Here is a 13,260-nt window from a genome sequence, read left to right as displayed (position 1 = left end):
CATCAATCTGATTTATAAAACAATGATCGGCAAACAGAATCATTTTAAATTGAGTTTGAAACAGATTTAATATAAGAAAGAATTCTAAAATTTCAGTAATGTTGAGTTAATGGATAACTACAGCTCTCCTACGGAGCTCACGGGACTACAGAGTATAATTGAGACAGTTGGTTAAAATCTAATTTTGATTTAGTGTCTTACTTCTAGTATAGGTGATATTATATATAATGTTGTTTGCTTTCCAAGCACTAAATTATGCAAGGATTGACATTAAAATGTACAATAATCTGCCCTTCAAATAATTTAGTAATAGCAAAAATATCACTAATTAAAATGTAAGATGCTCTAGCTAGGTGGTGCTTGAAATGTGTCTTTTAGGTTCAATCAAATCAAAATGGAATTTAATATTCGCAATGTTTTTCCAAGTTGCATATTTGAATAAAATAAAGCCAAAGAGCATTCCTATGGTATTCAAAAAGATATCATCAACGTCAGCAACGCCTCTTCCTGTCATGTATTGGATTGACTCAATAATGCTTATCGCAATGAGAAAAAACAGAGAAATGTGAACGAAACGATTAAATTTTTTAATACATAATCCTAACCACCCAAACGGACTGAATAAAAATATGTTACCAAATATATTTATTATAAATGCTTGATTGTCGATATTATTATCATTGAAAAAATGCTGTATTGTTATAAATGGCTGATGTTGGATATACGATATTTCTGAAGGTTCTCTACCTGAAGCATAAAACATCATGTATAATAAAACAATGGAATATAAGGCAATAAATACTGCAAAATATCTTTTCATAGGTTTCCTTTTGGGATTAGTAATTAAAAAGAGGTTGAAGTGCTTATTAGTTTTTGTATTCTTTAATAACAAAAATCTTACCCTTATGGTATGTCATTAAGACAGTTTATCATTCTTTAGGACTCTTTAACATAAAAAAAGCCTCACTAATAAGTGAGGCTGAAAATTTTGTCTAATATGGGTAAATCAAACTTGAATAACCCCTAAATTGAATTTCTCAGTAATAGGTGAATGGTCGGCAGCTTCAATTCCCATCGAAATCCATTTTCTGGTATCGATTGGATTAATGATTGCATCGGTCCACAATCTTGATGCCGCATAAGTGGCTTCTGTCTGTTTTTGATATTTTTTTGAAATAGAATCTAAAATTTCTTTATGTGCTTCTTCAGTAATTTCTTTTCCTTGTTTTTTCAAAGTAGATTCCTGAATCTGAGCTAAAACCTTTGCAGCCTGTGAACCACCCATAACTGCTAAATCTGCCCAAGGCCACGCAACGATTAATCTCGGATCATACGCTTTTCCGCACATTGCATAATTTCCGGCTCCGTAAGAATTCCCTGTAATAATTGTGAATTTAGGAACGACAGAATTTGCAACGGCATTCACCATTTTTGCACCGTCTTTAATGATTCCGCCGTGTTCAGATTTTGAACCCACCATGAAACCTGTTACGTCCTGTAAGAAGATCAAAGGAATTTTTCTTTGGTTACAGTTCGCGATAAATCGCGTTGCTTTATCTGCAGAATCAGAATAAATCACCCCACCAAACTGCATTTCACCTTTACCACTTTTTACAAGTTTTCTTTGATTAGCAACAATTCCTACAGACCAGCCATCCACTCTTGCTGTTGCACAGATGATACTCTTGCCATAATCTGCTTTGTATTCTTCAAATTCAGAATTGTCAACCAAGCACTTTATAATTTCTAAAGTATCGTATTGATCAGCACGTGAAACCGGCATGATTCCGAAAATATTATCAATTTTTTCTTTTGGTGGGAAGCTTTCAATTCTGTCGAAACCAGCTTTTTCATAACTTCCAATAGATTTCATGATATTTTTTATTCTGTTCAAGGCATCTTGGTCATCTTTAGCTTTGTAATCTGTAACTCCGGAAATCGAACAGTGCGTTGTTGCGCCACCCAAAGTTTCGTTATCAATGCTTTCACCGATTGCAGCTTTTACCAAATAACTGCCGGCAAGGAAGATAGAACCTGTCTTGTCAACAATCATAGCTTCGTCGCTCATAATTGGCAGATAAGCTCCTCCTGCAACACAACTTCCCATTACTGCCGAAATCTGAATGATTCCCATCGCGCTCATTTTAGCATTATTTCTAAAAATTCTACCGAAGTGTTCTTTATCTGGGAAAATTTCATCCTGCATTGGAAGATACACTCCTGCGGAGTCAACAAGATAAATAATTGGAAGCCTGTTTTCCATCGCAATTTCCTGTGCTCTTAAGTTTTTCTTCCCCGTAATAGGAAACCACGCACCAGCTTTCACAGAAGCATCATTGGCTACAACTAAACACTGTTTTCCGGAAACATAACCCATCACTACCACAACGCCGCCACTTGGACATCCACCGTGTTCTTCGTACATTTCGTAACCTGCAAAAGCACCGATCTCAATGGAATCTGAATCTTTATCGAGAAGATAATCTATTCTTTCTCTCGCTGTCATCTTTCCTTCATCGCGAAGCTTTTGAAGTCTTTTTTCTCCACCACCTTTTTTTATTTCAGAAAGTAAACGATTTATTTCAGCTAATTTTAATTTGTTTTGATCTTCCCGCTTGTTGAATTCAATATCCATGAAATTTCTATTTTAATGTGCGTAAGATACTACTTTTATAAAAAATAAAATGACATAAAGTTTTATGATTCAACGCATTGAAAATCATAAAATTATGAAATATTTAACACTGATATGTTTTTTTATGTTTGTTTTTTTTATAATTTTACATAAGAGGAGAGGAGCTGATTACTCCGTTATAATCCTCTGTTCCTAGTTTATTTTTTTAATAGTTTATTATTTGAAGGCCCTGAAAGTTGAACAGACTTTCAGGGTTTTTTAATGGATTTTAATTAAATGCATTTCAATAGGCTTAAAAGTCAAATTTATATTGCAGAAATAGCATTTTTTATAAAAACGTATTTGTAAATTTGCGCTACTTTAACAGTCACATTAATAAATATAATTGCATAGATGAAACAATATTCAGGAATTATTTTTTCTACTATGTATGCTTTATTCTTCAGAGTTTTAGTGGAATGTAATGTTGTTGAAATTAATTCCTGGACGTACATCATTCTTGTTCCAATTATAATTGGTTTCATACCTTTTATTCTTGACAAGAAACTGATTCTTGAAAGTCGAGTAAAATCAGCTTTTTTTCCGATAATCAGTGTTTCTCTTTTTTTGGTTATTGCATTCATATCCCGATTGGAAGATTTAGGATGTGCTCTTTTCCTTTTTCCTCCATATGTGGTTTTTTCACTTGCGATCAGCATGTTTCTAAGAGCTATCTTTAGAGAATATGACGATACTGATTCTTCTAATACTATTACAAAGAATAGCTTATTCATCGTTGCGATACCAATCTTATTGGGTAATGTTGAAAAATTATTTGAAAAAAGAGAAGAACAATTTACTGTTTCTGATAAAATCATTATTAAAGTTCCTAAACAAAAAATCTGGAAGAAATTATATTCTGTTCCAGATTTATCAAATTACATTGAAACTTCAGCATTCAACTATTTTGGTTTCCCAAATCCCGTAAGATCCCGATATGATAAAAAATCAAATACAAGATTGGGATATTTTAGTAACGGAATTGTTCTGAATGAAAGTGTTGGATATTCAAAACCATTTGAAGAATTATCATTCAAGATAAATGTTGACAAGTCTGATTTAGAGCAAAGTCAAACTTTCAGCCATATTTTAAAAAATAAAAATTTGGTTTTTAACAGAATCTCTTACCAATTACGAAATATTGGTAATCACTCTACTGAATTAACGTTGGTTTGTGATTATAAAGTTAAATCTAACCTTCCTTTTTATGGAGAGCTATGGTCAAAAAGAATAATTGAAGATTTTGAAGAAAAGCTTTTAAAGGCTTTAAAAAACCAAAGCGAAAATATACCAGTACGATAATAGTAATTATAAATAACTAACGAATGCAAAAACTAGCTCTTTTCAGATTGCACTTAATTGTTTTTTTATGGGGATTTACTGCAATTTTGGGAAAACTGATTACCGCCAATGCACAAATTCTCGTTTTTTACAGAATGTTGTTTGCATCCCTATTTTTATTTGTCTTCATCCGGGTTTTTAAAAAAGAAAGTATTAGAGTTTCCAAAAAACTTTTTTTGCAGCTTGCTGCGATAGGATTTTTTATGGCTTTGCACTGGCTCTGTTTTTTTTACTCCATTAAAGTTTCCAATGTTTCTATTGCCTTGAGCTGCCTGTCTCTTTCAACATTATTTGCAGCCATTTTAGAACCTTTGGTATTTAAAAGAAAAGTAGATATTTCAGAAGTCGTCATGGGAATTGTCATCGTTGCCTGTATTCTTCTGATTTTTAAAACAGAATTTCAATATAAAGAAGGTATTTTCTTTGGAATACTTTGCGCAGTTTTTGGAACAATATTTTCAGTTTTTAACGGGAAAATGTTTGGAAAAACCAGTCCTGGAAACATTATTTTTTACGAAATATTCAGTGGATGGCTTATTTTGACTATATTTTATTTATTGTCTGGTCAAATATTTTCAATGAATGAAATAAATTACAGCGATTTGGCGTTAATATGCTTGTTGGCAAGTGTTTTCACGGCTTTTCCGATGCTCGAATCGGTAAAGCTGATGAAGTATATTTCGCCTTTCACACTAATTTTAACAGTAAATTTAGAACCAGTCTACGGAATTATACTAGCTTTTTTTATCTTTGGGGAATCAGAACACATGAGTCCAGTATTTTACGTGGCCTCAATCGTGATGATTTTGGCAATTGTAGTCAATGCGCTGATTAAAACCAGGAAACAAAAAACAATTAACTAAGCGTCAATTTGCATGATGAAAAAATATCTTTTATTACTATTTTTCCTTGTATTTGGGTTTTCACAATCTCAAATAATCAGAAAATATTCCAATGAATTTTTAAATATTGGAGCCGGCGCAAGAGGTCTAGCCATGGGTGGAGCTGTCATCTCAAATCAGGATGATGTGTACTCACCAATGTGGAATCCTGCAGGTTTAAATGGAATCACGAGAGACTGGCAGGGTGCTGCAATGCACGCAGAATATTTTGAATCGATAGCGAAGTATGATTATCTGGCTTATGCAAAGGTTCTAGAAGAAGGTGTTTTTGGAGTTTCGATCGTAAGATTGGGAGTGGATAATATTTTAAACACAACTCAATTGATTGATACCGAGGGAAATATTGATTACGATAAAATCACCAAGTTTTCTCAGTCAGATTATGCAGGAATTGTTACGTATGCATTCCATCCCGGAGGTAATCCTAAATTAGATGTAGGTATCAATGCGAAAATCGTTTATAGAAATGTTGGGAAATTCGCAAGTGGTTACGGTTTTGGTTTTGATGTAGGTGCAATTTATAAAGCAGATAACGGTTGGAAATTCGGGGGAATACTTCGAGATGCTACGACTACGGTGAATTTCTGGAGCATCAATCAAAATGAATTGTCTGCAGTTGTAAATGGTGAAGAATTTAACCCTGCTCCAACAGACAAGATGGAATTGACCATGCCTAAACTTAATGCAGGAGCAAGTAAGCTTTTTGAAATTAACAGCAGCTTGTATATTTTGCCTGAAGCGGGTATCAATGTAGATTTTGCGAAAACGGCAGCACTTCTTTCGACAGATTTTGCTAGTATCACTCCTTATGCAGGTGCTGAATTGGGGTATCAGAAAATGATTTTCGTAAGATTAGGAATCAACAGATTCCAGTCTATTACAGATATTGAAGATTTGAGCAGAAAAGTTTCTTTTCAACCGAGTGCTGGTTTGGGAATCAGATATAGAGGATTGACGCTTGATTATGCGATTAGCAATTCGGGAATTGGTGGATCTAATTTCTTTTCCAACTTTTTCTCTCTGAAACTGGATATGGGAGAGTTTAGGAATGATTAAATACATCAAAAACATCTCCTAGCAGTTAATAGATTTGGATGAATTTTTAAAAGTATTAAAAAAAACAATTATTTTAAACGTATTACAATGAAGAAACTTTCAACTATTATAGCCGCACTTTGCATTACATTTTCGTACGCACAAAAAGTTTCCGATTATAAATATATAGCAGTTCCTGAGAAATTCAGCGGATTTAAAAATGATCAATACAAAATGGATATTTTGCTTTCTAAGACACTTCAACAGAAACAGTATTCTGTAGTTGCAGGAAACAGAAGTCAATGGACGGCCGAAGCTAATTCAAATCCATGCAGTGTTTTGAATGCAGATGTCATTAACGATAGTGGTTTTTTGAGGAATAAAATCGTTTTAGAATTTAAAGATTGTAACGGTAAATTGGTTGCAAGTCAAAAAGGAAGCACCTCGATTAAAGAATTTGAAGAAGGTTATCAAGATGCTTTGAAACAAGCATTGGTGAGCGTTCCTGTTTCGAATCCCAAACCAATGGCAATTCAAACAGAACCTGCCGTACGGGAAGTACAGCCATCAGAGCCTTTGAAAGAAATTGCTCCTCAATCCACGGAAACTTCCTTGGGGGAATCTGGAAAATATTCTAATGGAAAAGTAAGCTTGCAGAAAGTTCAGATTGACGACAGTCAGTTTATTTTAGTTGAAAGCAATAGTGCTGTACCGTTTGCAACTTTTAAATCAACAAGCAAGAAAGATACGTTTAAAGTAAAACTAAAGTCGGGAGAATCTACCATAGGATACTACGAAAACGGAAATATCGTGATTGAAATGCCAAAAGGAAATGATGATTATTCGAAAGAGTTTTTTACACTGAAATAAAAAACAAAGAAGCCTTATCTGTCTGCAGATAAGGCTTCCTAATAAACCATAAAAAACTAAAACTATGGTAATAGAACGGTGTCTATTACATGTATAACTCCGTTTGACTGATTAACATCGGCAATGGTTACTTTTGCTTTGTTGCCTTTTGCATCAGTTACGTATAAATCCTTTCCTTTTGTCCAAAAAGTGAGTTCTTCACCTGCTACCGTTTTCATCATTGCTTTGCCGTTTCCTGCTTTTACTGCTGCCCAAACCTGTTTAGCGCTGTACTTTCCAGGAAGAACATGGTATGTTAAAATCTTGGTAAGCATTGCTTTGTTTTCAGGCTTTACCAAATTCTCAACAGTACCTGCTGGCAATTTTGCGAAAGCTGCATCCGTCGGAGCAAATACAGTGAAGGGACCCGCACTCTGTAATGTTTCTACCAAACCTGCTGCTTTTACTGCGGCAACTAATGTTTTGTGATCTTTAGAATTTACTGCATTTTCTACAATATTTTTAGAAGGATACATTGGCGCTCCGCCAACCATTACTGTCTTTTCTTTCATTTTCTGTGCAGCAACATTTCCACTTAATGCGAATGATAATGCGACCATCCCTAATGCTGCGAATTTTAATCTTGTGTTCATTTTTTGATTTTTTAAATTATTTTTTATTTGAGTTTATCTAAAACTGTGTTCTTGCATTCATCTACGACAGTCTGTGGGTTTTAGTTTTAAAAAATTTAAATATTATTTCATTTATCTGAAAATCAGTATTTTAAATTTATTTTTTTGCTTTTTGTTTTGGAACAAAGTCCAGAGAAACAGAATTCATACAGAATCTTTTCCCGGTTGGTTTCGGTCCGTCATCGAAAATATGTCCCAAATGAGAGTCACATCTTCCACAAAGGACTTCAGTGCGCTCCATGTTATGAGAATTGTCTTTTTTATATTTTACGCCCTCCTTCCTCAATGGCTCGTAGAAAGAAGGCCAACCGCAGGTAGTGGCAAATTTTGAAGTGGAGAGAAATAATGCATTTCCACAAACGGCGCAGTAATATGTTCCTTTCACATCAAACTCATAATACTTTCCTGTAAAAGCCATTTCAGTCGCTCCTTCTCTTGCAACCTGATAAAGTTCGGGTTTCAGAATTTTTTTCCATTCAGCATTCCTTACTTTCAATGGTTTTGTATTTGTTTTTGAGTAATAGGGATTTTTTGTTTTAAAGTTTCCGGTTTGTGCAGCCATATTTCCAAACATCAGAATTAGCAGGAGAGACGAAAATATTTTCGTGATTGTACTTTTCATGTTTACTTATATTTTATAATCGTTGTTGATAAATATATATACGAGATAAATTTTTTGAAAGATTTTTGCAGATGTCCATTTTATTTTGATAAATTTGGTAGGTAAAATACAAGATATTAAAACAACCTATTCGGAAGATGAACTGATTGCTTTACTACGAGAAAAAAGTGAAGCAGGTTTCCACCATTTATATGACCATTACTCTGGTGCATTATATGGGGTGATTCTCCGAATCGTGCAGTCAAAAGAATATACTGAGGAGATTATTCAGGATGTTTTTATGAAAATCTGGAATTCTATCCACCAATATGATTCTGCTAAAGGAAGATTTTACACTTGGATGATCAACATAGCTAGAAATACAGCTATTGATTATCTAAAATCCAAAAGCTTTCAAAACGAATTAAAAAACCAATCCTTGCCTGATTTCGTATATAATAATGCGGAACTTTCAACGACTAATAATTCTGATTTTATTGGTTTTAGCAATGTGCTTGAAACTTTAGAATCTGACAAGCAGGAGCTAATCAATCTTGCCTATTACCAGGGGTTTACGCAGAGTGAGATATCAGAAAAACTGAATATGCCTTTAGGTACTGTAAAAACGAAAATGCGTAATGCATTGATGAAATTAAAAGATTTATTAAAAGATTATCAATAAAATTGAATAGTAAAGAATACATATCATCCGGAATTCTAGAATCTTACATTCTAGGCCAAGCTTCTCCAGAGGAAGCAGGTATCTTGGAGTGTGTAATGAAGAACAATAATGAAGTAAGAGAGGCTTTTGAAGAAGCACAAAAAACTTTTGAGATGCTTGCCACTGCGCAGGCCGTGACCCCGCCAGATAATTTAAGATCTACTATCTGGAACAAAATTCAGCAACAGGAAAAAGTTGAATTAAATATTGAACAGCCAGCTAGTCCTATTCAAACCAATATCCGCCTAACTGAAGAAAAAAAGGAGGTTTTGGAAATTGAAAAAGAGAAAAAAGATAATTGGAAAAACTATGCTATTGCTGCATCACTACTGTTTTTAGTAAGTTCAGGTGTGAATCTTTATTGGATGAACAGTCAGGCTGAGATTAACGAAAAAATGGTAAAACTGGAAAGTGAAACAAAATCTAAAAATCTTGCGATGCAGAATATGCAGCAGAAATTAGATATTGTCGCAAATCCCGATATGAAGAAAGTGGTTTTGGCTGGTGTAGACAAACATCCGGAATCTAAAGCAACAGTTTTATGGGATACTAATTCTAAAGATGTTTACCTTAATGTAAATAGTCTCCCGGAAGCTCCTGAAGGAATGCAGTATCAACTTTGGGCCATTGCTGACGGCAAACCAGTTGATGCAGGAATGTACTCTGAAGACAAAGACGGAAGAATTGCTTTATCTAATATTCCGAATGCACAGGCATTCGCCATTACGCTCGAGAAAAAAGGAGGAAGCGATGTTCCGACCATGGAAAACATGTATGTGATGGGAGGTGTATAAGTGATTTTAGTGAAAGTAGATAAAAAAATCAGCTCAAAATTTTGAGCTGATTTTTGTTTTTTAGAATTAATTATTTTTTGATAAATTTTATGACTTGATTGCCGGTTGCAGTATTGACTTTAGCAGTGTAATTTCCAGAAACTAATTCAGATAAGTTAATTGATATTTTAGTACTGTTTTCAGAAATAGTTTTTAATAATTTTCCATTGTAATCATAAATTTCCACAGATTTTACCGTTTCTTTATTTTCAATATTCAAAACGTTTGAAGCAGGAATAGGATATACTTTTGCTGTTGATTTTGTAACTTCTGAAGTTGATAATTGACTTAGATTTACGTTATAATCAGTCCATGTTCCGTATCCATATGTTGCGCAAGCAGAATTTGGTACAGGAGTACCATCTCCTGAGTTAGCAACACGATTCCAGACCCTCATTCTATAATTTCCAGCTGTTACAGAAGTGGGAATAGTAAAGTTTCCTGAATAAGTCTGATTCTGATTTGCAATGTAGCTAGGTAAAAATAGCGCTTCTCCTGTATCGTCAAAATCTCCGTCTTTATTAAAATCTATCGCCATTCCACAAGAAATCCAGTTGGTTGTAGATATATTTATTGTATAACTTACGTTAGTACTTAAATTAATGGTTACAGATGTTCTGTCTCTCCCTGTGATACATGTTCCTGCTGCAAAGGTGTTGTCGAAATTTGCTAAAGGAATTGTAACCTGCGAAATTCTCCAAGATGTACAGCCACTTGAATAAGTTGGATAGCAATAGGTTTGGGCACTGAAAAGATTTGAGATCGTTGATGCCACGAAAAGCACAAAAGCTTTTGCTAGAATGTAATGTTTGTTCATGCTAAATTTTTTTTGTTTCTGAAAAACGAAATTAGTAATTACATCATAAAAATACAATTATAACTTAACTTTATTTAACTATAAACTATTATGGGTGATTTAAATTGAATTTTTTAATTTAAATACAGATTAGTTATTAAAAAATTCAAACACGATTTTTGCTTTACTTTTCCCCAAAATTTCTTCTAAGGTTTCCTGGCTGGCTTCTTTTATTCTTTTTACAGATTTTAATTGAGATAAAAGCATTTCAATTGTTTTACCACCAACGCCAGGAATTTGCTCGAGCTCAGATTTTATCGTAGAATTACTTCTTCTTGTTCTGTGATGTCTCACTCCGAAGCGGTGTGCTTCATCACGCACCCTCTGTAGGATTTTCAACGTTTCAGATTTTTTATCGAGATATAAAGGAATAGGATCTTCGGGAAAGAATATTTCTTCCAGTCTTTTGGCGATACCTACGATGGTTATTTTTCCATAAAGTCCGAGTAATTTTAAACTTTTAATAGCTGAAGAAAGTTGTCCTTTTCCACCATCAATCAAGATCAGTTGTGGCAAAGCTTCACCTTCTTCAAGCATTCTCTTATACCGGCGGAAAATCACTTCTTCCATGGTTTTGAAATCATCGGGTCCCGTAACGGTTTTAGGGTGAAAAATTCTGTAGTCTGCTTTACTAGGTTTTCCGTCTTTAAAAATAACACATGCCGAAACAGGATTTGTTCCCTGAATATTGGAATTGTCAAAACCTTCAATATGACGTGGTTCCACAGGCATTCTCAAGAGTTTTTGCATTTCTGCCATAATTCTGTTGGAATGTCTTTCAGGATCTATGATTTGAACCTGTTTCAGCTTTTCGATTCTGTATTCCTTGGCATTTTTTTCTGAGAGTTCCACAATGCGTTTTTTATCACCCATTTTTGGAACAATGAGTTTCACATTCGGAATTTCCACTGTTAAATGAAAAGGAATCAAAACTTCTTTTGAATCTGAATCAAATTTCTGACGGATTTCAATCATTGCTTCTTCCAGAATATCTTCGTCGCTTTCCTCAATGATTTTTTTGATTTCTGTGGTAAAACTCTGAATAATATTTCCGTTTCTGATTTTAAAGTAATTCACATACGCTGCCGTTTCGTCGCTTGTCATCCCGAAAACGTCTACATCATCAATATTTGCATTTACTACAGTGTTTCTAGATTGATAATCTTCTAGAATGTCTATTCTTTCTTTGATTAATTGAGCGTTTTCAAATTGTAAATTTTCCGCATATTTCATCATTTGATTCACCAAATAATCTTTTGCTTTTCTAAAATCTCCTTTTACAATTCCGCGAATTGCATCAATCTTCTCGTCATAATCTTCCTTGTTTTCCAATCCTTCACATGGTCCTTCACAATTTTTGATATGATATTCTAAACAGACTTTATATTTGCCATCTTCAATCTTTTTTGGAGCTAAATTGAGATTACAGGTTCTGAGTTTATAAATGTGTTTTATGGTATCTAAAAGAATCTTTGCCGGGCGAACTTTTGCATAGGGTCCATAATATTCTGAGCCATCTTTAATTTTTGTACGTGTCAGAAAAATTCTTGGAAAATCTTCATTTTTAATGCAAATCCATGGATACGTTTTATCATCTTTCAGCATTACATTGTAGAAAGGCTGGTGTTCTTTAATCAGATTATTTTCTAATAGAAGAGCATCATATTCGCTATTTACAATCGTAGTTTCCAGTCGGTGAATTTTCCCAACCATGATTTTTATTCTGGAACCTAGAAGATTTTTATTAAAGTAGGAGAGCACTCTTTTCTTCAAATGTTTAGCCTTTCCCACGTATAGCAAATTTCCGTTCTTATCGTAGTAACGATAGACACCAGGTTCTGATGGTAAAGTTTTGAGCTGTAATTCTAAAGAAGGATTCATAATGCAAAATTAAGGAATTTAGAGGCGTAAAAAAAGCTACAGATTTTTCTATAGCTTTTTAAATATTTGTATCTTGAATTTATTGTGCAGACATTTCCGTATATTTCATCACCAAAAAACTGAAGTATCCCCAATCTACTGATTTTTTAGGATATTTTGCCATGAATTCGGGATTGTCTCCAAAAAGGAAATCATAATTGTCGTCAAAATCACTTTTCTCCAGCCATAAAATCTTTTCACCCTTTTTAACATAATAAGACTTTAGAATACCTCCTCCCAATTGTACCGGACCGACAGCTGCAAATCCATTTGTTTGATTTGCTCTGGGATCATTGTATACTGAAATAATTTGATCGAATTCAGGATTGATGAGCTGCATTAAAAATTCTTGATCTTCTTGTTTGTTTTTTAAAGATGCCGATTGGTTTACGAAACGGACATATTCTTTTGAAGTAATATCACCCAGCTTTTTAGTCTGATAATTTCTAATATTGGTCATGTATTTACTTACCATCACTGCTTTACCAAAGCCAGATTTGTACAGATATAATTCACTAACATTTTCTGCATCAAAGGTCATGGGCTTTTTAGTAGCGCTATCTTTAATAGAAATCGAATAAATTTGGCTTTTTTTTGATTTTATATTTTCGTAATAACCTTTATGAACGCTTCCGTCTTTAAGGATAATTGTAGAAACCTTTTTTTTGGAAGACCCTGGAAATTGCGCATCAAAAAAATAGGTTTCCATAATTTTTTCTTCTTCATCTGTGTATTTTACCTTTTGAGCAAAGGTATTAGCTCCTAATAATGAAGCTAGAAGGAATAAAGCTTTAATTTTCATACATTTAGTTTTAATGATAGGGTGTAAAAATAAT

At 33.7% G+C, this 13,260-nt stretch carries 13 protein-coding genes; 6 read left to right on the top strand and 7 right to left on the bottom strand.

What is annotated here, in order from left to right; genetic code table 11:
- Window positions 1-349: 349 nt before the first annotated feature.
- Window positions 350-820: a VanZ family protein gene (locus AR685_RS16530; RefSeq protein ID WP_052188073.1), complete on the bottom strand. Its 471-nt coding sequence runs from the start codon at window positions 818-820 to the stop codon at window positions 350-352.
- Between the two features lie 186 nt (window positions 821-1,006).
- Window positions 1,007-2,635, bottom strand: a complete 1,629-nt coding sequence (locus AR685_RS16525; RefSeq protein WP_047447421.1) for an acyl-CoA carboxylase subunit beta — start codon at window positions 2,633-2,635, stop codon at window positions 1,007-1,009.
- Window positions 2,636-3,028: 393 nt separating this feature from the next.
- On the opposite strand from AR685_RS16525, the gene AR685_RS16515 reads away from it, so the two are divergent.
- From AR685_RS16515 to AR685_RS16500, 4 genes are all read left to right on the top strand, one after another.
- Complete coding sequence (locus AR685_RS16515) at window positions 3,029-3,976, top strand: hypothetical protein (protein ID WP_131777647.1); 948 nt, start codon at window positions 3,029-3,031, stop codon at window positions 3,974-3,976.
- Between the two features lie 23 nt (window positions 3,977-3,999).
- Window positions 4,000-4,878, top strand: a complete 879-nt coding sequence (locus tag AR685_RS16510; RefSeq protein WP_059125230.1) for a DMT family transporter — start codon at window positions 4,000-4,002, stop codon at window positions 4,876-4,878.
- Window positions 4,879-4,890: 12 nt separating this feature from the next.
- Window positions 4,891-5,973, top strand: a complete 1,083-nt coding sequence (locus AR685_RS16505; protein ID WP_059125229.1) for a PorV/PorQ family protein — start codon at window positions 4,891-4,893, stop codon at window positions 5,971-5,973.
- An 87-nt stretch (window positions 5,974-6,060) separates the two neighbouring features.
- Window positions 6,061-6,822 (top strand): hypothetical protein, encoded by a 762-nt coding sequence (locus AR685_RS16500; RefSeq protein ID WP_059125228.1) that lies wholly within the window; start codon window positions 6,061-6,063, stop codon window positions 6,820-6,822.
- A 62-nt stretch (window positions 6,823-6,884) separates the two neighbouring features.
- Here the strand turns inward: AR685_RS16500 and AR685_RS16495 are convergent, their stop codons facing one another.
- A complete protein-coding gene (locus AR685_RS16495) occupies window positions 6,885-7,454 on the bottom strand; it encodes a fasciclin domain-containing protein (protein ID WP_047447400.1) in 570 nt (189 codons plus the stop codon).
- Window positions 7,455-7,590: 136 nt separating this feature from the next.
- Window positions 7,591-8,067, bottom strand: coding sequence for a peptide-methionine (R)-S-oxide reductase MsrB (gene msrB, locus AR685_RS16490; protein ID WP_228376456.1), 477 nt, complete (start codon window positions 8,065-8,067; stop codon window positions 7,591-7,593).
- A 142-nt stretch (window positions 8,068-8,209) separates the two neighbouring features.
- Here msrB and AR685_RS16485 point away from each other — a divergent pair, with 142 nt between their 5' ends.
- Both AR685_RS16485 and AR685_RS16480 read left to right on the top strand, forming a co-directional pair.
- Window positions 8,210-8,776: an RNA polymerase sigma factor gene (locus AR685_RS16485; protein ID WP_228376455.1), complete on the top strand. Its 567-nt coding sequence runs from the start codon at window positions 8,210-8,212 to the stop codon at window positions 8,774-8,776.
- A gap of 2 nt (window positions 8,777-8,778) precedes the next feature.
- Window positions 8,779-9,609 carry an anti-sigma factor domain-containing protein gene (locus AR685_RS16480; protein WP_047447394.1) on the top strand — a complete coding sequence of 277 codons (831 nt, stop codon included), beginning with the start codon at window positions 8,779-8,781 and terminating at the stop codon, window positions 9,607-9,609.
- Window positions 9,610-9,679: 70 nt separating this feature from the next.
- Here AR685_RS16480 and AR685_RS16475 read toward each other — a convergent pair whose 3' ends face one another.
- The 3 genes from AR685_RS16475 to AR685_RS16465 all read right to left on the bottom strand — a co-directional run bounded on the left by AR685_RS16475 (window position 9,680) and on the right by AR685_RS16465 (window position 13,226).
- Window positions 9,680-10,465: a GEVED domain-containing protein gene (locus AR685_RS16475; protein ID WP_059125227.1), complete on the bottom strand. Its 786-nt coding sequence runs from the start codon at window positions 10,463-10,465 to the stop codon at window positions 9,680-9,682.
- A 129-nt stretch (window positions 10,466-10,594) separates the two neighbouring features.
- Entirely contained in the window at window positions 10,595-12,385 is a 1,791-nt protein-coding gene (gene uvrC, locus AR685_RS16470; protein ID WP_059125226.1) for an excinuclease ABC subunit UvrC, read from the bottom strand.
- Between the two features lie 79 nt (window positions 12,386-12,464).
- Window positions 12,465-13,226 (bottom strand): hypothetical protein, encoded by a 762-nt coding sequence (locus tag AR685_RS16465; RefSeq protein ID WP_047447383.1) that lies wholly within the window; start codon window positions 13,224-13,226, stop codon window positions 12,465-12,467.
- Window positions 13,227-13,260 lie beyond the last annotated feature (34 nt).

It is taken from the genome of Chryseobacterium sp. JAH (assembly GCF_001507335.1).
GTDB lineage: Bacteria > Bacteroidota > Bacteroidia > Flavobacteriales > Weeksellaceae > Chryseobacterium.
This window is presented reverse-complemented; position numbering and strand designations above follow the sequence as displayed.